The following is a 24960-nucleotide window of genomic DNA, read 5'->3' on the forward strand; positions in this document are numbered from 1 at the left end:
TATGTTAAAGAAAATTCTGATAGCCAACCGTGGCGAAATCGCCTGTCGCGTGATGCGCAGCGCCAAGCGCCTGGGTCTGAGCACCGTAGCGGTTTACTCCGATGCTGACGCCAATGCCATGCACGTGCAACAGGCGGATGAAGCCTATCACATCGGTCCGGCACCGAGTAAAGACTCCTACCTGGTTGCTGAGCGCATTCTGGACGTTGCTAAGCGTGCCGGTGCGGATTGTATCCATCCCGGTTACGGATTCTTGTCTGAAAACGAAGCCTTTGCCCACGCCTGTGAGCAGGCCGATATCGCCTTTATTGGTCCGCTGGCCAGCTCGATTGAAGCCATGGGGTCAAAAACCCGCGCCAAAGAGATCATGGCCGAGGCCAATGTACCCTTAGTGCCCGGCTATTATGGCAAGCAGCAAGATACAGACTTCCTGGCTCAGGAAGCCGAGAAAGTGGGCTATCCAGTGCTTATAAAAGCGGCTTACGGTGGCGGTGGTAAAGGTATGCGCGTTGTGCGCGAAGCCAGCGAGTTTATCAGCGCCCTTGAAGGCGCAAAGCGTGAAGCTGCGGCCAGTTTTGGTAATGACCTGGTGCTGCTGGAGCGTTTTGTCGATAAGCCGCGCCATGTTGAAGTACAAGTATTTGCCGACAGCCATGGTAATTGCGTGTATCTGGGCGACCGCGACTGCTCATTGCAGCGCCGCCATCAAAAAGTCATAGAAGAAGCCCCTGCCCCGGATCTGAGTGCAGAGCTGCGCCGTGAAATGGGTGAAGCCGCTGTGCGCTGTGCTCAGGCCATCAACTACCGCGGTGCCGGTACCGTTGAGTTCTTACTCTGTGGTGACGAGTTCTTCTTTATGGAAATGAACACGCGTTTGCAAGTAGAACACCCGGTGACGGAAATGGTGACCGATCAGGATTTGGTTGAGTGGCAGATCCGCGTCGCCAACAATGAAGTGCTACCACTGACCCAGGATGAGATCCGCCTCAGTGGCCACAGCTTCGAAGCACGTATTTATGCTGAAGACCCGCAGGAAAACTTTATGCCCTGCTCTGGCGTATTGTCCCATCTGGGCTTCCCACAAGCCAAAGACGGTGTGCGCATCGACACCGGTGTGCAACAAGGCGACGAGATCAGCCCCTTTTACGACCCAATGATCGCTAAGCTGATTGTGCACGGTCGGGACCGTCGAACTGCGCTATTAAAATTGCGCAGCGCGCTGGCCGAGGTACATCTGGCAGGTCTGAAGAGCAATATTGCCTTCCTACATCATCTGGCAGGTCACCCGGCATTTAGTACCACTGCACCGGATACCCACTTTATTGACACCCAAACCGAAACGCTGACGGCATCTCAGGCGCCCAATGACTTATTGGTTTGTCTGGCCAGTGCGGCCTACCTGGCACATCAGCAGGCAGAGAAAGTTACCTCGCCGTGGCAGCTGTCGGGCTTTAAGCTCAACCAGCCACGTCGTCAGGTACTGCCATTTGCCGACCACCTGGTGGTAGCCGAAGCCAGTGGCAATCAGTGGCAGGTATTTTATCAGGATCTTGACCATACGATGGACGTTCGCCTGGATGGCCACAGCCTGGTCGCCAACCTGGATGGCAAGCGCTTGCTGGCAGATGTGGTGATCACCGAAGAGCAAATCACAGTTATGTTTGGTCCTTACCAGTTTGATGTGGCGCTTAAATCTAAGCACTACATCAGCGAGCATGAACATCAGGAAGCACCACTGGCCGCGCCACTTAACGGCACGGTCGTGAAACACCTGCAAAGTGTTGGCGCTCAGGTGAGCAAAGGCGATCCAGTCGTTGTCATCGAGGCAATGAAAATGGAATACACCCTGAATGCGCCGTTTGATGGTACGCTCACCAGCTATTGTTTCGATGAAGGCGAGCTGGTCAGCCACGGCGCAATGCTTGCGATTGTTGAGGAGGCCTGAAATGGCGAACTATCCAGCCCAGGTCAAAATAGTTGAAGTTGGTGCACGTGATGGCCTGCAAAATGAGTCCAGTGTATCGACCGGCGCGAAAATTGCGCTGGTCAATGCACTGGCCGACGCCGGTTTGAAACACATTGAGGCCGGGGCATTTGTCTCGCCAAAATGGGTGCCACAAATGGCCGACTCCAGTGACGTCATCCAGGGCTTTGTGCGTCGTGATGGTGTAGAGATCAGCGCCCTTACGCCAAACCTCAAAGGTGCCGAGCTGGCGCTTGCCAACGAGGTCGACGAGTTTGCGATTTTTACCGCTGCCAGCGAAGCCTTTACACAAAAGAACATCAACTGCTCCATTGAAGAGAGTATTGAACGCTTCCGCCCTGTGGTTGAGCTTGCACAAAAAAACAACATCAAAGTCAGGGGCTACGTAAGCTGTGTGGTTGGCTGCCCGTACCAGGGAGAGGTCGAACCAGAGCAGGTTCTGGCGGTGTGTAAACAATTATTGGCATTGGGCTGCTACGAGATCAGTCTTGGCGATACCATAGGTGTGGGCACAGCCAATCAGGTCAGGCAGCTGCTGACGTTATTACTGTCACATATCCCAGCCGAGCGCCTTGCCGTGCACTTTCATGATACCTATGGTCAGGCTTTGGCAAACATACATACCGCACTGGAGCTGGGCATTGCGACCATAGATTCCGCCGTTGCCGGACTGGGTGGTTGTCCCTATGCTAAGGGTGCGTCAGGAAATGTTGCCACTGAGGATGTTGTTTACTTGCTGCAAGGACTTGGCATCGATAGTGGAATTGATTTAGAAAGACTGGCAAAAGCGGGCTGGCAGATTTGTGAGGCGCTGGATAAGGCGCCAGTAAGCAAGGTGTCTCTGGCGCTGAAAAACAGCTGTCAGTCATAACAACTGAAAAACAACGAACAACTAGGAGTGGGCTAATGGCCGGTTTCGATAAAGTAGTTTCAAGCTATGAAGCAGCAATGGAGGGCCTGAAAGATGGCGATACCATTATTGCAGGTGGCTTTGGATTATGTGGAATTCCAGAAGGGTTAATTGCAGAAATCAAGCGCAAACAAACCAAAGAGCTGACCGTCGTGTCGAACAACTGTGGTGTCGACGACTTTGGTCTGGGTATTTTGCTCCATGATCGTCAAATCAAAAAGATTATTGCCTCTTACGTGGGTGAAAATGCCCTGTTCGAGCAACAGTTGTTAGACGGTATTATCGACGTTGAATTGACCCCTCAGGGTACTTTGGCAGAGAAAATGCGCGCTGGCGGTGCAGGTATCCCGGGGTTCTATACCGCGACTGGCTATGGCACCCCAGTTGCCGAGGGTAAAGAAGTCAAAGAATTCGATGGTCGCCCTTACATTCTTGAAGAGTCTATCACCGGCGAATTCGCCATCGTTAAAGCCTGGAAAGCTGACCGCTATGGCAATCTGGTATTTCGCCACACCGCGATGAACTTTAACCCAATGGCTGCAACGGCGGGTAAAATTACCGTTGCTGAGGTAGAAGAAATCGTAGAGCCAGGCGAACTGGAGCCAAGTGAGATCCACACACCGGGGATCTATGTTAATCGCGTTATTCAGGGCAACTTTGAAAAACGCATCGAACGTGTCACAACCCGTAAGTAAGGAGATCACCATGGCTTTAACTCGTGAACAAATTGCAATGCGCGTGGCGCAAGAGCTTCAGGACGGTTATTACGTAAACCTGGGTATCGGTATCCCTACTCTGGTTGCCAACTACGTGCCTCAGGGTATCGAAGTCATGCTGCAGTCCGAAAATGGTCTGCTGGGCATGGGTCCTTACCCAACGGAAGACCAGGTCGACGCAGACATGATCAATGCGGGTAAAGAAACCGTGACAGCAGCCACAGGTGCGGCTATTTTTAATAGTGCCGAAAGCTTTGCCATGATCCGGGGTGGTCATGTAGACTTGACGGTACTAGGTGCATTTGAAGTGGATCAGAACGGCAATATTGCCTCGTGGATGATCCCGAAGAAATTAATCAAAGGCATGGGTGGTGCAATGGACTTGGTTGCTGGCGCACAGAATATCGTGGTAACCATGACCCATGCCAGCAAGCACGGCGATTCAAAGTTACTGGAGTCTTGTACTCTGCCGCTCACCGGCGTGAACTGTGTGAAAAAAATCGTCACAGATTTAGCGGTGCTTGAAGTAAAAGATGGCGCGTTCCATTTGCTAGAGCGCGCACCGGGTGTTAGTGTAGACGAAATTATCAGCAAAACTGCAGGTAAGCTTATTGTAAATGGCGACATTCCTGAAATGCAGTTTGCCAACTAAACAAGCACGGTCTGACACTATAATACCAACTATGTACCGACCTCATTCCCAGTGCCAAAGGCGCTGAGTTACCCAAAATCCCTCGCAAGAGGGATTTTTTTTGCCTGTTTACCCCTTAACTGGTGTGATTTTATTCAGTTAATAGCCCATTCATTTACTTTTATATTCTAGCGCTTACACTTATAAACTAAGACTTTTACGGCAAGGTGGTACACATACCCCGTTTTGGTTGGTTTATCTTAATTACATCGAAACGTCTTTTGGACTATCAGAAGACGATCGTAATGGCAAACCATTGGCGTGCCCATTACCGCTGTAACTAACATAAACCCATCGCATGCAGTTTGCATCAAAGCCGGGTGTAATACCAATTTGCCATTTCACTTCTCAACTATGAGGTAACAATGGCAGACAATCACGATAAGTATAGTATCGATAATACTGACTATACCGTGGGCCAGGACAACGTACAAAAATGGGGGTTTGATGTTCATAACCCGGTTTTTGGCGTGAGTGCGGGCCTGATCTTATTATTTCTTATTGCAATCTTAGTAAGCGATGCCGAGTCGGCAAAGGCAACACTGGACGGCCTGAAGTGGAAAATCATCGGCGCATTCGATGCCGTCTTTATGTGGTCGGGCAACTTCTTTGTGCTGTTTTGTTTGGCGCTGGTGCTCTCTCCCTACGGTAAAATCCGTCTTGGTGGCGACTCGGCCAAACCTCAGTACACCACCCTCTCCTGGCTGGCCATGCTGTTCGCTGCAGGTATGGGTATAGGGCTGATGTTTTGGGGCGTTGCCGAACCGGTAGCCTACTACACTGGCTGGTTCAAAACGCCGCTCAATGTCACCCCCAACACACCTGAAGCTGCTGAGCTGGCCATGGGTGCCACTATGTATCACTGGGGTTTGCACCCCTGGGCGATTTACGCCGTTGTCGCGCTCTCTCTGGCTTTCTTTGCTTATAATAAGGGGCTACCGCTGTCTATCCGCTCTATTTTCTATCCTCTGTTAGGCGACAGAGCCTGGGGCTGGCCGGGTCATATCATAGATATTCTGGCAGTACTGGCCACCTTGTTTGGTCTGGCGACCTCGCTTGGCCTGGGTGCTCAACAGGCCAGTGCCGGGATCCAGCATGTGTTCGGTATCGAGGCTGGCCTGGGGCTGCAGATCATGGTGATAGTAGGTGTTACTTTGCTGGCCATCATTTCTGTGGTGCGGGGCATTGAGGGCGGTGTTAAGGTGCTCAGTAATACCAATATGCTGATCGCCTTTGCCCTGCTGCTGTTTGTAATGCTAGCCGGATTTGCTGTCGCGCTCGGCAATGTTCCCACAACCATAATGGCCTATGTGGAGAACATCATCCCATTAAGTAACCCGCACGGTCGTGACGATGAAGCCTGGTTCCAGGGCTGGACTGTGTTTTACTGGGCCTGGTGGATCTCCTGGTCACCGTTTGTCGGTATGTTCATTGCCCGCGTCTCTGAAGGTCGTACCATTCGTGAGTTTATCATTGCTGTGCTGCTTATCCCGACTTTAGTCACTACCTTATGGATGTCGGTATACGGCGGTATCGCCATTGATCAGGTGAAATCTGGCATTGGCGCACTTGGCGAGAATGGCCTGACTCAGGTGCCGCTGGCCATGTTTGAAATGTTTGAGCAACTGCCATTGGGCGATCTGTTGTCATTTGTCGCTATTGTTTTGGTACTGGTGTTCTTTATCACCTCGTCGGACTCAGGTTCATTAGTGATAGACAGTATTACGGCCGGCGGTAAAATTGATGCCCCTATCCCACAACGGGTGTTCTGGGCCACAGTAGAAGGTGCTATCGCTGCGGCGCTGCTTTGGATCGGCGGCACAGAAGCAATACAAGCACTTCAGGCCGGCGCTATTTCAACCGGTCTGCCATTTACTGTGGTACTCCTGCTAATGTGCCTGAGTCTTATCCTGGGCTTGCGTACAGAAAAAACCAGCACGTAAACAGTTGAGTGACCAGCTGACCAGAGTAATAGCTAAAATGGCATGTTTAATAACATGCCATTTTTCTTTGTTGTGGTCACAGACTCAACTTAGGAGGACAGCTATACCCATAGCGATTTTATTTCTGTGTTTTGCGTGTAGTGGTGTTGCAGCTGAGCCTGTAATAGTTCAGCAGTCGCCAGTGCATCACTCAGCGCATGGTGGGCAATATAATATGGCAAACCATATCGTTTTCGACTGTCAGCCAGACGAATAGAAGAAATAGGCTGGCGCGTGAAGCGTTGCCAGAAAGTTTGCCGGGCAGTTTCAACCTGGTGTTCGATCATCATGGTATCAATCAATGGAAACTCTATCCCTTCTCCCAACCGTTGTATCAAAGTCTGATTAAAAAACAGCCGCTCGATATGGCGATAGTGCACGACAATCACTCGACCGGCAAGACAAGCAAGCAGCTCTTCGAGGATATCATCGAGATCAGGCGCGTCACTGACCTGAGAATGCGTGATTTGATGTACCACCACAGACTCGGTATGCAGTGGCGTAGCAGGTTTTATGATCCAGTGTTTTGCATCACGACAATAAATTCGCCGCGCATCGAATGGCACCAGGCCTACGCTGACAATATCATCCGTTTCATGATCCAACCCGGTGGTCTCAAAATCCAGTGCCACAAAGCGCGCCTGTGACACTGGTGTTTCAGGTGTCTGCACGCCTGCATTGTAAAACGCTCTCAGGCGTTCATCATTGCTCTGACGAGCCAAATGTGCAAAACGGTTTGGCCAGGATAAAATGTCACCTTGTACTGCCATTATTTTAGCATCGCTTTATTCTGGTAGCGGATCTTGAGGTAGCTCTGGGCTTTGTCCAATACCGCAAACGCTTCTTTCAAGTTTCGCTGCTCAAACTCTGACAGCCGCTTAGGTAAAATATTATTATCCGGCTGCTTTCCTTGTTCTATTTGCCTTGCCTGGTGGCGGATCCGGATCATCGCGATGTATTCAAGCGCTGCTTCAAGATCTTCGACTTTTCCCGGCGGCAACAACTGGGCGTCTTTTATGTCTTCAAGTCGCTCAAACGAATTTTGCTTACGCGAGCCGATGGCCAGGGCATGCACACGCACCAAATCGGACAGCGGTGCAGTACCACGGCGCTTAATATTCAGCGAGTGCTTGTGCTCTCCATCTTGCTCGAGCACAAAATCTTTAAAAAAGCCCAGCGGTGGTGTTCTGCGCAAAGAGTTGCTTGCCATGGCGGCTAAAAAACGCGGAGTGTTTTTTGCTTTTTTTGCCACCAATTCACTCAGGCGACTGGCCAGCTGGGTGTGACCATACACCCCATCCAGGTCAAAAAAGATTGAGCTATGGAGCAGGGCTTCGGGTTTGGGGTTATCCATCCAGTCTTCAAACTGAGCCTGCCAATCACTGGCACTTAAGCGCCACTGCGGGTTTGTTGCCATAATGCCACCATCGCACAGTTTGTAGCCACATTGTGCCAGAGCGTCGCAGACAAACTTGGCCAGCGCGGCAAAGTAGCTGTCATGTTTATCCGCCTCAAACGCATCATCCAGGATCAGCGCATTGTCCTGATCAGTCACGATAAGCTGCTCATCCCGAGCCATCGAACCCAATGCAATAAAACAATATGGTACGGGTGGCTCACCCAGTGTGTCCTCAGCCAGTTCCAGTAACCGCTGTTTAATGGTGCGACCAATCACAGACATCGCCGTGCCCACCATGTGTGAATTAGCATCTTCATTAACCAAACGCACAAACACACTGGACAACGACTGGGCATAGTGCGCGACATCGTCCACACTTTGCTGCTCCATGATCCCTTTGACAAACAATAAGCTGCTCTGCGACTCGTAACGTAAGATGTCCGACAAGGCAATGACACCGATAGGCCGACGTTTATGAACCACAGGAAGATGATGCAGGTTGTCTCTGAGCATCATCATCATTGCCTCAAAGACATACGCATTAGAATCGACTATGGTGAGCTCCCGAGTCATGATATTGGCGACAGGTTGATTTGTGTTTAAACCTTGCGCCACGACTTTAATGCGCAAGTCTTTATCACTTAGGATCCCCACAATTTGACCGTCATCATCTTCGGGATCATCGTTGACCGGTTTACTCGGATCGTAAATCAACAAGGCCGAAACTTGTTCTTCGGTCATCAGTCTCGCGGCATCACGAATGGTGCAGGTCAGCTCAACCGACACCAGTTCTCTGAGCAACAACGTTTTGACTTTGGCCGTGGTCAGGTCGTTGTTGTCTGCCTGATCTGACACCGCCTGGATCAGTCCACCGCTGTCATCGGCCTCAAAAAAATCAGCAAATGCCTCATGCTCGTCACAAAATGCTTCAAACAGGGTCACTGGAATGCAGTACACTAAGGTGTCTTCCAGGGCCATCACTGGAAAGCGCACCTTGCGGTTCATCAAAAGACCACGCTGACCAAACAGCCCGCCTTCTGAAATTCGGTTATACAGCTCACCATTTCTGCGGTAAACCTCCACGGATCCGGCCCGTACCACATACAAATTTGAGATCGACTCTCCGTAGTGCAATATTTCGCTACGAGCACGGTAATAGCCAACCTCAACCTCAGAAGCAAGCTGCTTTAGCGCGTGCTCGGGTAAATCATTAAATGGGGGATGTGCAGACAAAAACTGCATGATCTCAAAATGTTCTATTTGCATAATGACCGTTATATGACGCTGATAAACACTATTGTGGGTAATTGCGCAGATGAACGCAAGGTAGGCACCGACTCGCGTTACCCTGTGCATATTTTGTCACACTAATTTTTTACTCTGTGACTTGTAATTATGATGATTTACCATCATATAGAAAGCGTGCTTTGGAAGCTAAAAATACTGCAACTAAACCTATGGTAAAACGCCTTGCTGAAGGAAATGGATCCCACCTGGCGCGTGTAGGCAAACGTATGCAAGTAACATAGCCCACGTTGTACAAGCTGATCCCAGTTTGTGGGCTGCAAACAATAAGTTGAGTATAAGCTTGAGGTTAAAATGAAACGAATCGTGCTATTTTTGATCACCAACCTGGCTGTCATGCTGGTGCTGGGGGTTGTGCTGTCAATCGTCATGTCTGTGTTAGGTCTGTCTAATCGCAGTTATGGCGGCATGCTACTCATTGCCGGAGTGTTCGGCTTTGGTGGTGCGTTTATTTCGCTGTTTATGTCGAAATGGATCGCTAAAAAATCTACCGGGGCCTATGTCATTGAGCAACCCCGCAATGAAAGTGAGCACTGGCTGGTACAAACCGTTGCTAATCAGGCGAAACAAGTGGGTATTGAAATGCCCGAAGTTGCCATTTACGACAGCCCTGAAATCAATGCCTTTGCAACCGGCCCCAGCAAAAACAACAGCCTGGTTGCAGTCAGTACCGGACTACTACACAATATGACTCAGGATGAAGCGGAAGCTGTACTGGCACACGAGGTTTCTCACGTTGCCAACGGTGATATGGTCACGCTCACGCTCATTCAGGGTGTCGTGAATACCTTTGTGACCTTTATCGCTAAAGTATTGGCAAATCTGGTTGACGGCTTTCTTAACGGTGACGAAGAAAACAACGGTGTGAGCTGGACTTATATCATTTTCGATATGATTTTCCAGATCCTGTTTGGCATCCTGGCCTCGGTGATTGTTGCCTACTTCAGCCGTCAACGTGAATTTGCTGCCGACAAAGGCGCAGCCGAATTGGTAGGTGCTCATAAAATGCGCGCAGCCTTGGAACGCCTGCGCCACAACCACGAGTCACAGCTCGAAGGGTCTATGATGGCCTTTGGTATCGCATCGGGCAAGAATTTGTCGGAGATGTTCGCCTCTCACCCGCCACTGGCGCAACGTATTCAGGCGCTAAGTTAAATACAACGAGAAAAAAGGCTTCGCAATGCGAAGCCTTTTTTGTAGATTAAACTACCTATCAGATTACTGGTCAGCTAATTACTTTGCTATCCAGGGCGTCACCGAGACGACTTCACTCAGCGTATTAAAGCGTGCTGCATCATTCTCCCAGTCATCCATCACTTCAAAATGGCAGACCAGCTTATCACAGCTGACCCCGGGTGCCGACAGATTAGGTTCGCTGGCAAACGTCACTTTTACTCCCTTTTGCTGTGGCAGCAAAAAGCCCATCAGTTTGCTGACAAAGAAGCCGGACAGATCCGACAACAGCCCGTCAAACTCATGATGCAACTGATACAAGCGCTGCCTGGTCAAGTGCGCAGTAGTAAAGTACTCTGATTCAATCTGAAATTTGATCTGACAATCATGCTGAGCGTTGAGCGGCTTCGCAACAATCACAGCTTTGTCTTTGTCGAGCTTCTCGCTGAATGGCAGCAACAGCTGGGCGTCTTGGGTATAATTGAGTGGCTGCTCACTGGTTTCAGTGACAATTTTACCTGACTTAAGCTGACAAGGTGCCAGTGATGCAATGTCTACCAGATAAAAATTTACCCGGGCAAATTCAAACTCACCCTTTTCAACTACCTTAAGACGGTCATAAAAGCCATCGTACGAAACCACAAACTCTTCTTGAGCCTGTGCGCCAGTTGCAACCCCAGCCATACCCAGCAAAAGCGCTAACACCCTACTCTTCATCAAAATAAGCCTTATTGTGTCTGATCATATCGTTAAGTTCTTCAATATAATGCACGCCCCGCTCTGAATATGACAAGAGTCCTGCGGTCAACGCCGTAGCTTCAATGGGCTTTTTCTGCTCACGCAACTGCGCACGTGTGGCCCTTAGCTCTTTATACGCATCATGCGTATTGATGTTTCTAAAATACGATTTGACCGATGCCCGCACCGACTGGAAGGCCGCAACTTCATGCACGGCTTCATCGTTTCGACGTTTTGGGATCATCCCACAGCCTTTTCGGTAGCACCATTGACCAAAAAAGTTCAGGCCAATACGCGCAAAACGCGAGGTGCCCCAGGCTGACTCATTAGCCGCCTGCATTAACGCCAATTCTTTAGGGATAATATCTACCCGACGCAATGCTCGTTTTAGATTCTCAACGGAGATGGTGTCATCTTCTATCCTGTAGAGCTTAAACACCTGCTCGATCCTTTGTTGTTGAATATCACTGAGTGGCTCGTCAAACTGCAACATCATCAGGGCAATTTCGATACTGGCACGTTGCTGTAAGATCAGCTCGTTTTCAGCCTCAACATGGGGCTTTATAAAATCAAAAAACCGTTTTTTCTTAGTCGCAATGTCACGAATTTTACCAAACTCCGGCAGTTTAACCTTGTGCAAAGGTTGTTCCACTTCCTTAACCTGAGGTTCCGTCACGACGACTTCTGGCTCGGGTGAGGGTTCTGGGGAAACTGGGGGCTTGACGACAAATGGATACAGGATCGCGAATATTGAAATCGCGGCAATAATAACTTTAACTAGTAAACGCATGATTCTCCTCACACTAGTACCAACTACCAAATCAAAGTGCTGAAAACACTCTTAAATTGGCGTAACTACGCAGGTTTTCTGAAAATCCCTAACAGAATGACCCTGCTGTACTTTGCTCTTTCATTTTCAAATTAGCGGATAATGATAACAAAACTTACCACTAAACGCGAATTTCTGCATTTCATCGTGGCGATGAGTCTTTCCTCAACCCAAATTCGTTCGGCGCTTTAATTTGGGTTTTTCGTTTATCCCCAAGCACAGCAAAGATATACTGAGTATAGCTTAGCGCAATTGAAGGACATCTATGAGCCAGTCACCATGGCAGCAACGACAGCTGGACCAAAATAAATATCGCCCTAACGACAATCGCTCAGCCTGGCAGATTGACCGTTCCAGGATCATTCATGCCGCGGCTTTTCGACGTCTGCAGTCGAAAACACAGATCATGAGTATCGGCGTCAATGATTTTTATCGGACGCGCCTAACGCATTCCCTTGAAGTATCTCAAATAGGAACGGGATTACTGCGCCACCTTAAAGCGCAACATCCGGATTTTAACTGGTTTCCGTCTTCAAGCCTGATGGAAACCATTTGTCTGGCACATGATATCGGGCACCCCCCCTTCGGTCACGGCGGCGAAATCGCTCTCAATTATTTACTGCGTGATCATGGCGGCTTTGAAGGCAACGCACAAACGCTGCGTATAGTTACCAAACTGGAACCCTACTCCAAAGGGTACGGTATGAACCTGACTCGCCGAACTTTGCTCGGCTTTATTAAGTACCCGGCAATCATTGATGAGTTAAGGCTGGCCATTCCACATACCGACCCCAATCAGCGCTTTATTTACACCCAGCAATGGCTGCCTGCCAAAGGGATCTATCATTGTGACAAAGATGTCCTGGACTGGGTCCTCGCGCCGTTTAATCAGGATGACAGGGCCTTGTTGAAAAGTCATGTACCAATCAATGAATACAAAGCGAAAACCCGCTTCAAGTCACTCGACAGTGCCATCATGGAGTATGCCGATGACTTTGCCTATGCCGTTCACGATCTGGAGGACGCCATCGCCACTGAAACCCTGAGTGAGCGAGAGTGGCAACGGTATGCCCTGCCAGAATTACGAAAGATTTCCTCATCTTGGTTAGATAAACATCTGGACAGTATCAGTGAGCGCTTGTTCTCGCACGATGAGTCTCTGCGTAAAGACGTCATTGGCGAGCTGGTAAATCTGTTTATCGTCAACTGTGAACTCAGTATTCAGGACAGCAAATTCAACGACCCGTTACTGCGCCACACCGTCAAGTTGTCAGACGAGTTTGAGGCCATCTTGCGCGTGCTCAAGCACTTTGTTTTTTCAAGACTTATCCGTGACCCGAAAATGCAGCAGATCGAATTCAGTGGACAGAATATGCTGATTGACCTGTTTGGCGCTTTTCAGAGTGACCCCCTGCGCTTACTACCTCATACCACTCAGGAGCATTACGCACTGGCACAGGATGAGACGGCACAAATGCGCGTGCTGGCAGACTATCTGTCGGGCATGACTGATGAATACGCGCGCCGTTGTTATCAGCGTCTGTTCGGCAACAGTCCACTGCAAGCGCCAGTAAAAAACGGCCCGCATATGTGAGCCGTTACTGTGAACCTGGCTAAGTGGGCTTATGGTACCGGAAGTGGATTGAGACGGAGGCGCATCTTTGCTAACGTACCTTTTTTAATGAAGGTGCCTAAAAGATGAGAAATACTGTACCGGAAGCTTGGTATTTGGTGCTATTGGTGGTTACTGTGGTGGTGGTGCCCTTTATAGTTGGTTTGTTGTTCGTGAAGATATACAGGTTCTTCAAACCATTCGAACAAGCTGATCAAGATAGTATTGGCCTTGCCCACCTGACTGAAAATCGAGACGGCTTTTTCAAAATATTTTTTGTTGGGTTGCTGATCTGCCTACCTGTGTTTTATCTTATATATCAAGCTGGCTAACGTTAGCCAGCTTGATATGATAGCCAAACAGCTTGGCCGAACTACAAACCAAACACTACTTTTTCACTTTTCAGCATTCTGCTACTCAGGTAGGTAAACAGTGCGAACAGTGCCAATGTAAAAACCGATGCCACACTCAATGGCGCATATGGCAGTGCATTACCCTTGATAAGCTCAATCATAGCGTATTGCTGCGCAGCGATAGGCAACCACTGTATAGTCTCTGTCGCGATATCGTAGCTGGTCATCATGCTCAGACCAACCGGCACCATGAGTACCATAGTGACGTAGGATTGCGCCTCTTTAAAAGACTTGGCCATGAAGGAAACAAAAATCAACATACTGGCCGACATCAGGGCAATTGGTATTCCGATGATCAAACTCACCACAATAAAACGAATATCCAGAGTTATACTAAAGCCCAGCTGCTCCCAGGCCACCATGGCGTATGCGAATTTAGACACCACTAGTACCAGAGCTAACCCCAGAATTGAAAAAGTGGCAATCGCGGCGACTTTAGCCAACACAATCTGCATACTGCTTAACGGATGGCTCAGCAGCAGCGCCAGTGAATTGCGCTCCCGTTCACCCGCGCTGGTGTCTATACCCAGATTCATTGCAGCGTAAAACACTGCAATAATGATTGACAGGGTCACTATGCCTAGAAACAATCCCCCTTTAGCATCTGGGGTCGCCTGATCGTGGGTCTGCACGTCCAGCGCGCGCATCAAGCCAGGATCGATACCGCGCGCGACCAGGCGCAGACCCGCAACTTCGCTGTTATACCTAAGTAGTGCGGTTTCTAGCCTGCGCACAGATTTAATCAGCTTGCTGTCTGACTTATCAGCAACAATCACTACGGTTGCACTGCGACCATGGGCCATATCTCGCTGATAGTCTTCACTTATCTCCAGGCGGATGGGTTCAACATCGTCCGCGTCACTGTGACTAATTTCAACGCTGTCCAGATACTGAACCAGATTCGGTGCACGAGCCGCGCCCTCAATGGTAATTTTTAACGCTTCAGGTGACGCCATTTGTTGCAACAAGATTGAGAACAGCAGACACATTACGATGGGTGCACCAAACGCATAATACAACCCAGCCATCACTGAACGCTTGTCACGATATGCATCTAGCAGTTCTTTTTTGAATAAGATATTGACTTGTCTCATCATGCCGCAATCCCCTCATCACTGCCTATCAGCACGATAAATGCTTCTTCCAGACTCTCTTTACCTGTTTGCTCACAAAGCTGTTCAGGTGTGCCCTGTGCAACCACTTTACCTTTTGCCATCACGACTACATGGTCACACAGTGCTGCAACCTCTTGCATTACATGGCTTGAAAACAGCACACAATGGCCCTGTTCTTTGAGCATCAGCAAAAGCTCTCTGAGTACGCGGGTACTCATTACGTCCAGCCCGCGAGTCGGCTCATCCAGAATGATGTTGCGCGGCTGATGAACAATTGCCTGAGCCAGTGCCGTTTTCATGCGCTGACCCTGAGAAAATCCCTGGCAGCGTCTGTCAGCAATATCGGTCATTTTCAACTGCTCGATAACACGTTGAGTCGCCGCTTTTGCCGCGGTTTTCGTCATACCACTCAACTGCGCATAAAACTCAATATATTCTCTGGGTGTCAGGCGTTCATATAAACCACAAGGGTCAGGGAATAGACCCAGCTGTTGTTTTGCGCCCATGGGATCTTCGTGAACCTTTATTCCATCGATCTCAGCGTACCCGTCGTCAGCTTGCAGCAAACCAAACACGGTTCTCAGGCAGGTTGTTTTACCTGCCCCGTTTGGCCCCAATAATCCGGTGATATGGCCGTTTTCGGCACTAAAGCTCAGACCATCCATCGCGTTCACCGAAGCAATTTGTTTTTTAAGATTATGTACTTTGATCATGTTACGGCTCCTGGCTTGCCACTGCGGGGCCATTGGGGTTCATGAAATAGCGCCTGACGGTGGCCTTTTTTAAACAGCTTTCATCTAATTCTCTGGGATCACCTTGATTAATAAATTCAGCTACCAGTTTGTCGGCACAACTTTGCCCTGCCACACCATGCGTTGCCTCATCAGCAACCAGGTGTCGTGCGTTAGTCATATTAATCATCGCCAGCTCGGCCCAGCTTGGAGGCGTTGCAGGATCGAGCCCACCAGACAACAGTAAGGTAGGAATATCTGTACTGAGCGGCTGATAAAAGTCTTTTGTGACCGCATTGACCTGCCATATCGGGCAACTGGCATCGAGTGACGCCATCATCAGGCGTCCAAAGTAACTGTTGGCAAAACGTGACCTTGATTGCGCTGTAAGTGCAGGCCAATCTTCACCGCAGACGATTGCACTGTGCATACCCATCGCCAGCGAGCCAACTGCCGAATCACTGCCCATCAGGCCAACTAAAGGTAAATAGTTGCCTTTTACCGCCTCACTAATGGCTAGCGGCACTAGGGCACGCGTGGTATGACTATAAAGCGCCATACGAATGGCTGAACGTACTTTGCTTTGTGTCAACACCAGCGTGATGAGGTTGTGCATTCTGGGGTGTGGCACCTGCACCCTGGCTGGTTGCGCTATCAGCATGTCAAGCAGCGTCTGATACTGTTGTGCTAGTTGCGGATACTGACGGTTACATTCTTCGCTGTCAGAACAATCAGAGAAGATCGCCTGCAACGAGTCATCTATGGCCTCACCTATCGCAATCAGACTTTGCTGCATAGGTACCACGCCATCGAGTGTCGCACTCGCCACCGCTTCTGGGTAGCGACGCATATACTCTTGTGCGATACGCGTGCCATAAGACGCCCCAAAGAGGTGAAGTTTTTTGTATCCCAGCTCGAGGCGTACCGCTTCAAAATCCTTGACTGCCGCAGCTGTAGTAAAATGGCTGAGATCAGTATTAAGCTTGGTTTTACACTTCTGGGTTTCTTCACGACTGTATTCAAAAATAGGCAGCGCATCATCATTAAAGGCAAACTGCGCCTCAAGAGGATCCATATCACACTGAAGCAAACTAGATTTACCGGTACCACGTTGATCAACCAAAATAATGTCCCTCTCTTCGCGGGCATAACGCAGGACACGTGCAAAGACGGCCGCAACATCAATGGCTGATTGCCCCGGCCCGCCTGCGAATGCCAAAATGGCTTCTGTTGGATGGACCTGCTTAATAGCGGGGATCACGGCATAGTGTATGCTGATCTGTTCACTGTTATTTTCCGATAAGGGCTGCGCCACACTGCCGCACTGCAGCTGATCGGCAAGTCCCTTGGCATAGCAAGGAGTCAGGCCAGCTACATCAACCGTTGCGCCATGGCTGGCAGCTCCACTGAGCAGGCCAACAGCAATCAGGCTGTGTCTGAATAGTGTTCGGAATCGTCCGCGATTATTTTTCATTGTACCGTCCTTTTCAGTGCCCGTTGGGCCTGTATTCGTCAGATAGGGTCGAGTATATCATTGTTATGTGCGCAGTTCCCTAATCAAAAACAGTCGATTAACCTTAAAATCATATTCACTTATCTTTAAGAGTGATTTATTTCGTTGTTCTTTTTTTGCGTTTTAGTTTAAAAATTCACTGTGACGAAACGTTACACTAAACACAAAAGGAAACATCAATGAAACTATTTTCAGCCCTGGCGAGCTGCTTTTTAGCCGCTACTTTAACTTCAACCACAGTTGCTGCAGATGACTCGCAACTACAAAGTGCACCAGCTAGCCTAGTTGCAGAGCTGACACAAATGTGTGTTGAATGGGCTCAGGATGACGAAGTTGCAACCGATGCGCTACGTCAATACGTTTTGCAGTGTGTTAACGAGGAGCTCTCTTCCAGCGGCTACGTGGCCGTGACAGAAGTCGACATCTAATACTCTAAGAACAAAAAAAGGCCAGTTTTTGCTGGCCTTTTTGTTTTCAATCAAAGTGTAACCAAACTGGTTACTTTGATTTAGCGCTCTTACGCTTTTTCTCTTCCTCAACCCACTTACCGTTTTCGTAGGTTGCTTTCCAGCCTGTGGCTTTTCCTTCTACTTCCGTCATCACATATTGCGATTTAGTTTTACGAGAGTACCTTACTACGGCCAGGTTGCCATCACCATCTTGCTCTGGTGCATCCGCCAGATAATAGAACTTAGGCGAAATGCGATCTCTGAAGCGTTTAAGTTCAGCCACTTTAGGCGCACGCGTTTCCCTGGATTTAGGGAAGGTATGCGCTGCAAGGAAAATACCCGATGCACCATCACGAAGCACAAAGTAGGCTTCTGACTTCTCACACGGCAGTTCAGGCAAGTGTACTGGATCTTCTTTAGGTGGTGCAGGCTCACCACTTTTCAGCAGCTTACGCGTGTTTTTGCAGTCTTCACTGGTACAGTCAAAGTACTTGCCGAAACGGCCTGACTTCAGCTGCATGTCTGAGCCACACTTGTCGCACTCGATGACCGGCCCGTCATAGCCTTTAATCTTGAAGCTGCCTTCCTCAATCACGTAGCCACTACAACCCGGGTTATTACCACAGACGTGTAGCTTGCGCTTTTCGTCAATTAGATAAGAGTCCATCGCGGTTTCACACTTAGGACAACGCTTCATCTGTCTCAGGCTTTCAGTTTCTGCGTCTTCTACATCGGCATCAACTGCTTCATCACCGGGGATGAGGTTCATGGTCGTCGTACAGCGCTCTTTTGGCGGTAAATTGTAGCCAGTACAACCCAGGAATACCCCGGTAGAAGCTGTCCTGATCCCCATCTTACGACCACAGGTTGGACAGTCGATGTCGGTCTCAACCATGACATTCTGACGCATGCCGCCTTCGGCTTCGTCTTTACCAGCCAGTTCTAGCTGGTTAGAAAAATCGGCGTAGAATTTATCAAGTACCTGAGTCCAGACACGATCCCCCTCAGCGATTTCGTCCAGACGATTTTCCATTTTAGCGGTAAAATCAAAGTCCATCAGTTCGTCGAAGTTTTCGATCAACCGGTCGGTGACAATCTCACCCATCTTCTCAGCATAGAAACGGCGGTTTTCAACTCGCACGTAACCACGATCCTGAATGGTCGAGATGATTGACGCATAAGTAGATGGACGGCCAATGCCTCGTTTTTCCAGCTCTTTAACCAAACTTGCCTCACTAAAGCGTGCCGGCGGTTTAGTAAAGTGCTGCTTAGGATCCAGTGCCTGCAACTGCACAGTATCACCTACCGCAACGGCTGGCAGTGCCTGTTCCTCTTCGTTTTTCTTACGTACTGCAGGCTGAACACGTGTCCAACCGTCAAAACGCAACACGCGGCCGCGTGCTTTGAGCGTGTAATCGCCTGCACCTACAGTGATATTGGTCAGGTCGTATTCTGCTGGTGTCATCTGACAAGCGACAAACTGACGCCAGATAAGCTCATAGAGCTTCTTAGCATCGGCATCAACGCCTTCAACATGCCCGGAAAGGATTTTGACATCAGAAGGACGGATCGCCTCGTGCGCTTCCTGAGCATTGTCTTTGGCACTGTATTTAATTGGCGCACCAGGTAAGTACTTGTCACCAAAGTTATCCAAAATATAGCCGCGGGCCATTTCAACCGCATCATTAGATAAGTTGGTTGAGTCTGTACGCATATAGGTAATGTAACCCGCTTCGTACAAACGTTGTGCCAGCATCATGGTCTTTTTCACCCCGTAGCCCAGACGGGTGCTCGCCGCCTGCTGCATAGTTGAGGTAATAAAAGGTGCGCTGGGACGGCTCTTACTGGGTTTCTCTTCAACCTTAACAACCTGATACTGTGCTTTTTGCAGCTCAGCAACGGCTTTATTTGCTTGCGTTTCGTTGAGTGGTTTGAAGGCTTCACCCTGATACTTAGTCACGGCAAAGCGGACGTCTTGGTCTGCCAGCGCTGTGTCTGCATGAATATCCCAAAACTCTTCCGGGATAAACGCTTTAATTTCACGCTCACGTTCTACCAACAAACGAACAGCCACAGACTGAACACGACCAGCTGATAATCCACGCGCGACTTTTTGCCACAACAAAGGAGATACCATAAAGCCCACAACGCGGTCGAGGAAACGTCGTGCCTGTTGCGCATACACCATGTCAGTGTTTAACTGTCCGGGTGCCTCAAACGCCTGTGTAATAGCATTTTTAGTGATTTCATTAAATACAACACGTTTGTATTTACTTGCATCTGCACCAATCACTTCTTCCAGGTGCCACGCGATAGCCTCTCCCTCTCTATCCAAATCGGTTGCGAGATAGATGGTGTCTGCATTTTCTGCGAGCTTAGCCAGTTCTTGTACGACTTTTTCTTTGCCAGGTAGCACTTCATAGTGCGGCTCCCAGCCTTTTTCCGGGTCTATTCCCATGCGGGCAACCAGGTTCGCGTAATCTTTCTTCTTTCTATATTCAGCCTTTTCCTCTGGCGACATCTTTCTCACTTCAGCGGGAGATTTTGTTGCCAGGCCTTTAGTTTTACCTGCGCCTGAGGTTGGAAGATCACGGATATGACCAACACTGGATTTCACAATGTAGTCTTTACCCAGGTACTTATTGATAGTTTTTGCCTTTGCGGGAGACTCTACGATTACTAGCGATTTGCCCATAGCTGCCTATTTGACTTCTGTCTGGTTGTTGCCCTTCATTGGGCGCGATTAAATATAGGTATATCCACAAATACCTATTGTTACAAGCTTTTCATTCGATCTTTTCGCCAAGCAGTGATTTTATGAACAATTGTTGTTGCTAATTTACCCAGGCGTATAGATTGCTTGATGGAAAGGGCGAATATAGCGGATATGAAAGGAATTTCAAGGGTTAAAGAAAAAGGGCCAATAATTTGGCCCTTGTCTTGACGTTGTTAACCAGCGTCTACAACTGGTATGGAATGGGTAACTACCACAGAGCCCTGCCCATCGATGGGTGATGGAATAGTGAACGTAATAGTTAGATTACCGTTGGTTTTACTATTGGAAGCGGTCTCTCTCGACACCGTTACAATTGCCTTTTTAATACCATATAAGTCAGCACTATTAACTATAGTATCCACCTGTTGTACGGCCACGGCACCATTGTCGGCTGTAATATTGATAGTAGTGCCTGTAGGCAGAGAATTACCAAAAATATCGGAATAGTAAATTTCTACATCAACTTTGTCGGTCCCTGTCGCAGCAGTCTCCGCTGGATCGTATTCATTGAGGTCTATGCCTCCAATGTCACAGTAATTGGGATCTTCAGTTTCTTCTAAGTAAAGCAGGCCATTTACGGGCCGTTCAACCTTGATTGTTTCACCGGGGTTATCGGGATCTGCCACGTCAAATTCACTTACACAGGCAACGCCATCTCCCCCGATATGACTCCTTGCCACAACAAACCTTACGTAAGGTACATCTCCGGCAATCACCAACTCCAGATCTCGGCGAACATCGACTAAGTCTTTTGAACACAAGCCAGCCTGTTCAGCCACTTCACTACACAGTAAGCCATTATATTTGCCATCCGCAGCTGTATATGCAAAGTCATTATTGGCATCAAGGTAAGTTTCATTGTGACCACCGGTACTGGTGCCAAACTCACATTTGCCAGCTTCACCAGGATCATTACAATTCACAGCATCGAATACACCGTTTCTATTGTGATCGACAAAAGCCTCTGGTAAATCAAATGAGCTGAAAAATTCTCCCTCATCGAAAACACCATTTGTACGAATAACATCACCACTACTCGGCTTATCTATAAAGCTCTCCTGGCCCTTGGCTGTTGCCATGACCGTAACACGGCCACCTCTGACAACTGGTAATAAATTGTTGTCATTGTTGTAGTCAAACGTACTCGGGAATCCATTAATACAGGGTACGGGGCTACCTCTGTAAGTGTCACATACGTCACCGACAGTATTGCGCCAGGTAGCACTGTCGTTGTAAGGGAACTCTCCCTGCTTTCGCCATTGTACTGTGCAAACGCCGTCAATGATCGCACACTGATAAGACGGCGTGCCGCCGGTGCCATCTATACTACCAACTACACCCGCTTCAGCTGTCACACTGGCAACCAGATTGTCACCGGTTAACTGGTTAAACTGATCACCAAAGAAAACCGAGATATTCGTCGTTACACCAACTGAGTTCAACGCATTCAGAACCAGATTATCTGCTGCAATATCAAAGCTGTTTTGATCAGGTACACCCGAAGAAAGCACGATGCCTGACGACACAGCGTTAACAGGGTCTTCTATCTCCTCTCCAGGCTCCGCAGAACTGATAAGTTTAAATGTGAAGCCTTCATTTTCCTGAAGTGGCTTACACCTTGGGTGAGAACTATCAGCCGCGCACTGATCAATGACTGATTGCCAACAGGTTGGAAATTGATTGTTCTGTCGAAACTTTTCAATAGTATCATCAGCTATATAGCACGCCTCTACAACGATATCGCCAGGTACAACGCCTGATTGAACGGTTGTTTGTGCAAACCCTTCACTGTCAGTGCTTCCCCTATAGTTGGTCAGCTCTGCAGAACCAGTCAAGTCAGCCAATCTGAACTCAATGTACTTTTGTTTTAAAGGCCTGTCGTCGGTGTCCAGTAATTTGAACTTAACCGTTGAGGTAGTCGGCGTAGCACCCACACCAGGTGGCAAAGCTATAAAGGCATTCGATGCTTCTATAAACTGAATCGCTTGTACGGGCGCATCACTTACTGTAAACGTGTAGCTCTCAGGATCATTCACACCGCCGCCTGAGGTTACTGTAGCGACTATTGTATCGTTGCCACTGCACCCCTGGGCTCTGTAGGTAGAAGAAGCACTGCCATTTTTGGAACGCACCTGTTTATCAATGGTCGCTAACCCTTCATCTGCGCACGTTGATGTAAACTCAACGTCGACCGCCTGAGTATACTTAGATTCATCCCCTCGATCTTCGTCGGTAAAAACCGTGGCAGTAAGAATAAAGCTGTCACCCGCAGGTAAAACCGGTGTATCAAGTGAACTACTTAAACTCAGATACAAATCCTGGATCCCAACAGAGAAGTTTTTTACGCCGGTATCATCTTTATACTTTGCAGTAATTGAACCTGCACCACCGGAATCACCGGGTTGCAGTTTCAGCAATGCGACACCCTGCTGGTCCGTCAGTACCTGCCCTGAAGAAGGCAATACCTGGCCTTTATCTGTTTCCACCGTGACAATGGCATCCTCTACCGCTATAGAAGTTGCAGTACTTGTAAGCTTTATATACACATCGACAAGTTCGGTAGATGGTACATTGGTAATTGGGTCTGGACATGTAGCCAACGCTTCCGGAGTGATCCCGTCAGTTGCACGAAGCGCATCCCAGTCATCCGGGCAGCCGACCAGTAACAAAATATCAAACTGGTAGTCACCCGTTTCTTCAAAAATAGCCCCTTCTGAAGCAAACGTCACTCTGGGTGTTGAAAACGCACCATATTCAGCGTAGATTTCTCCAATCCCATCTTGTGTCGTTGGAGCAATGATAATCGACGCTCTACCGTCACTGTTTGTCACTGCGCGACCATTTTGTGGCAACATAGTCGCGACATTGTCGGTCGTAAACGTCACTAATTGCCCACTCAATGGCTGCCCATCTTCAACCAGTAATACGGTCACTTTGGCATTGTTATCTTTTGCAAGTCTGTTATTGCCATTAATTTGCGTTGAGATTGGAGTGCCATCATCGCTAAGGATGTCTACAATCGAGATATTCACACCGCCGTCACCTGCGCTGTTAAAATTGAAGTTTTGGGTGACGACTTCGCCGTTATTCGCTTCATATCTCGCAGTTACTCGCCCTGCGCCCGACACGGAATTGTCTGACAACGTGATAGTTGCAATACCTGCACTGTTCGTCAGTACAGAGCCAGATGAAGGATTGAGTACCCCAAACTCATTAACAGTCAGCAGCACATTGGCATTTCCGATTGCGTCACCATTTAGAGACAAAGTTGCCTGTATCGTCAATGGGTTTTGCGCCGAAAGCGCATTTGACGTTTGGCCTTGTGCATTAAAGCCAATGAGGGTGAGCTGTAAGCCACTCGCTCCAAAGTTTGGATCGGAATCTGAATAATACCTGGCCGTATTGGTCACTGCTGCTGCGCCTTCACCAAATGTCGCTGTAACTTCGCCCCAGCCTTTTATAGTGTTAGGTATCAAAGTGATTCTAGCGGTGCCCGTAGTATCCGTGTTGCTTATACCATCAGACGGAGAAGTTACTGCTTTGCTTCCACTTGAAACCGTTACCAGTTCATTGCTCAAAGGCTGCCCGTCTTCCAGTAAAGTAACAACCACTTCCCCTTGTTTATTTGCGCTTAGCGGGTTGGCTTCATTGATAGTATTTTCATCTGCATCTTGAACCGCCACCATTAGTTGAATACCAGCACCTGCAGCAACACCAGCAGAGTAATAACGTCCAGAAGCTGATGCGGTATCATCATTGTCAGGGTCTTCGTAATCTACAGTGAAAGGTTCCCACCCTCGTGAGTCATTAACTGAAATTTCGAGCTCAGCAAGGCCGGCTGCATCTGTTACTGCTGTGCCACTATCCGTAATATTGGCTAGCAACAACTCACTCACTGTAACCAATTTGTTGTCAAGAGGCTGACCATCTTTACGCAAAGAAACTTTGATTAACCCCGTTTTGCTGACACTGAGCGGGTTTTCCTTGTTTATCTCTGCACCCGCACCATCTACCACTTCGACTGTCATCTGCAGGCCACCATCACCTATGGCAGCATAAGGAACAGAGCCATTGACAGTGCTTTCGCCGACTTCAGCGGTAGCTGTAATAGTACCCGCTCCTCCAGCACCATTTGCTGTGATAGTGACTTTTGCCTCACCATTGCTGTCTGTCAGCTGTGATCTGTCAGTTGCAAAGTTAGAGAACTCATCGTTGCTAAAAGTAATCAGGTTATTGGCAACAGGGGCCCCATCGTTTGTGAGTTTTGCTGTGACTGTGATTGGATTAGTCGTACTCAGGCTGCCGCCACTTTCCGAGCTCGTACTTAACACCAACGCATAATCTGTGTCGGTACTGCCACCTCCCGAGGTGTCTTTTTCAATCGAACCACCGCCACCACAGGCGATCATCAGCAAACTGAGCAAAGTAATACTAAACCAGCGCATCAGAGACATTTTCGATTCTCCCTAGCAATCTAATAATTTTGAGTTATTTTCACCATGTTAACCCAATTGTGGATGTAAAATCACAAATTTTTAGCGGCTGTCATCGATTTTTTCTGTTCATATTCAACTATCCTGTTAGGCTATAGCGATTTTGTAAAATGTAAGTGTTAGGACGATGT

Annotated in this window: 18 protein-coding genes; 9 read left to right on the top strand and 9 right to left on the bottom strand. The window is 48.6% G+C overall.

Annotated elements, in window-relative coordinates; genetic code table 11:
- The first annotated feature begins 1 nt into the window (after position 1).
- From CWB98_RS22085 to CWB98_RS22105, 5 genes are all read left to right on the top strand, one after another.
- On the top strand, positions 2-1945 hold the full coding sequence (locus tag CWB98_RS22085; protein ID WP_138546767.1) for an acetyl/propionyl/methylcrotonyl-CoA carboxylase subunit alpha: 1944 nt from the start codon (positions 2-4) through the stop codon (positions 1943-1945).
- Between the two features lies 1 nt (position 1946).
- The gene (locus CWB98_RS22090; RefSeq protein WP_138546768.1) at positions 1947-2855 is read left to right on the top strand and encodes a hydroxymethylglutaryl-CoA lyase; all 909 of its coding nucleotides are present in this window, start codon (positions 1947-1949) and stop codon (positions 2853-2855) included.
- Between the two features lie 35 nt (positions 2856-2890).
- On the top strand, positions 2891-3589 hold the full coding sequence (locus tag CWB98_RS22095) for a CoA transferase subunit A (protein ID WP_138546769.1): 699 nt from the start codon (positions 2891-2893) through the stop codon (positions 3587-3589).
- 10 nt (positions 3590-3599) lie between these two features.
- The gene (locus tag CWB98_RS22100) at positions 3600-4262 is read left to right on the top strand and encodes a CoA transferase subunit B (RefSeq protein WP_138546770.1); all 663 of its coding nucleotides are present in this window, start codon (positions 3600-3602) and stop codon (positions 4260-4262) included.
- A gap of 404 nt (positions 4263-4666) precedes the next feature.
- A complete protein-coding gene (locus CWB98_RS22105; protein ID WP_138546771.1) occupies positions 4667-6244 on the top strand; it encodes a BCCT family transporter in 1578 nt (525 codons plus the stop codon).
- Positions 6245-6345: 101 nt separating this feature from the next.
- Here the strand turns inward: CWB98_RS22105 and CWB98_RS22110 are convergent, their stop codons facing one another.
- Together CWB98_RS22110 and CWB98_RS22115 are read right to left on the bottom strand one after the other, a co-directional pair.
- Positions 6346-7053 carry a 3'-5' exonuclease gene (locus CWB98_RS22110; RefSeq protein WP_138546772.1) on the bottom strand — a complete coding sequence of 236 codons (708 nt, stop codon included), beginning with the start codon at positions 7051-7053 and terminating at the stop codon, positions 6346-6348.
- Positions 7053-8948, bottom strand: coding sequence for a DUF294 nucleotidyltransferase-like domain-containing protein (locus CWB98_RS22115; RefSeq protein ID WP_138546838.1), 1896 nt, complete (start codon positions 8946-8948; stop codon positions 7053-7055). Before CWB98_RS22115 ends, CWB98_RS22110 begins: the two co-directional genes overlap by 1 nt.
- A 333-nt stretch (positions 8949-9281) precedes the next feature.
- Between CWB98_RS22115 and htpX the strand changes: the two genes are divergently transcribed.
- On the top strand, positions 9282-10142 hold the full coding sequence (gene htpX, locus CWB98_RS22120; protein ID WP_138546773.1) for a protease HtpX: 861 nt from the start codon (positions 9282-9284) through the stop codon (positions 10140-10142).
- Between the two features lie 78 nt (positions 10143-10220).
- Here htpX and CWB98_RS22125 read toward each other — a convergent pair whose 3' ends face one another.
- Positions 10221-10877 (bottom strand): DUF2987 domain-containing protein, encoded by a 657-nt coding sequence (locus CWB98_RS22125; protein WP_138546774.1) that lies wholly within the window; start codon positions 10875-10877, stop codon positions 10221-10223.
- Positions 10867-11688: a glucosaminidase domain-containing protein gene (locus CWB98_RS22130; RefSeq protein ID WP_432765898.1), complete on the bottom strand. Its 822-nt coding sequence runs from the start codon at positions 11686-11688 to the stop codon at positions 10867-10869. The genes CWB98_RS22125 and CWB98_RS22130 overlap by 11 nt, the downstream gene beginning before the upstream one ends.
- A 304-nt stretch (positions 11689-11992) precedes the next feature.
- Between CWB98_RS22130 and CWB98_RS22135 the strand changes: the two genes are divergently transcribed.
- Positions 11993-13321, top strand: coding sequence for an anti-phage deoxyguanosine triphosphatase (locus tag CWB98_RS22135; protein ID WP_138546775.1), 1329 nt, complete (start codon positions 11993-11995; stop codon positions 13319-13321).
- 104 nt (positions 13322-13425) lie between these two features.
- The gene (locus CWB98_RS22140) at positions 13426-13671 is read left to right on the top strand and encodes a hypothetical protein (protein WP_138546776.1); all 246 of its coding nucleotides are present in this window, start codon (positions 13426-13428) and stop codon (positions 13669-13671) included.
- Positions 13672-13712: 41 nt separating this feature from the next.
- On the opposite strand, the gene CWB98_RS22145 is transcribed toward CWB98_RS22140, so the two are convergent.
- Genes CWB98_RS22145 through CWB98_RS22155 form a run of 3 tightly spaced genes read right to left on the bottom strand, consistent with a single transcriptional unit; the run spans position 13713 to position 17072 of the window.
- Positions 13713-14849 carry an ABC transporter permease gene (locus CWB98_RS22145; protein WP_138546777.1) on the bottom strand — a complete coding sequence of 379 codons (1137 nt, stop codon included), beginning with the start codon at positions 14847-14849 and terminating at the stop codon, positions 13713-13715.
- Positions 14846-15580 (bottom strand): ABC transporter ATP-binding protein, encoded by a 735-nt coding sequence (locus tag CWB98_RS22150; RefSeq protein ID WP_138546778.1) that lies wholly within the window; start codon positions 15578-15580, stop codon positions 14846-14848. The genes CWB98_RS22145 and CWB98_RS22150 overlap by 4 nt, the downstream gene beginning before the upstream one ends.
- A 1-nt stretch (position 15581) precedes the next feature.
- Positions 15582-17072: an alpha/beta hydrolase gene (locus tag CWB98_RS22155; RefSeq protein WP_138546779.1), complete on the bottom strand. Its 1491-nt coding sequence runs from the start codon at positions 17070-17072 to the stop codon at positions 15582-15584.
- A 218-nt stretch (positions 17073-17290) separates the two neighbouring features.
- Here CWB98_RS22155 and CWB98_RS22160 point away from each other — a divergent pair, with 218 nt between their 5' ends.
- Positions 17291-17539, top strand: coding sequence for a hypothetical protein (locus CWB98_RS22160; protein ID WP_138546780.1), 249 nt, complete (start codon positions 17291-17293; stop codon positions 17537-17539).
- Positions 17540-17609: 70 nt separating this feature from the next.
- On the opposite strand, the gene topA is transcribed toward CWB98_RS22160, so the two are convergent.
- Together topA and CWB98_RS22170 are read right to left on the bottom strand one after the other, a co-directional pair.
- The gene (gene topA / locus CWB98_RS22165; RefSeq protein WP_138546781.1) at positions 17610-20255 is read right to left on the bottom strand and encodes a type I DNA topoisomerase; all 2646 of its coding nucleotides are present in this window, start codon (positions 20253-20255) and stop codon (positions 17610-17612) included.
- A 254-nt stretch (positions 20256-20509) separates the two neighbouring features.
- Positions 20510-24790, bottom strand: coding sequence for a hypothetical protein (locus CWB98_RS22170; protein ID WP_138546782.1), 4281 nt, complete (start codon positions 24788-24790; stop codon positions 20510-20512).
- Positions 24791-24960: the final 170 nt, after the last annotated feature.

The sequence above is a fragment of the Pseudoalteromonas rubra genome (genome assembly GCF_005887115.1).
Classification (GTDB): Bacteria; Pseudomonadota; Gammaproteobacteria; order Enterobacterales; family Alteromonadaceae; genus Pseudoalteromonas; species Pseudoalteromonas rubra_F.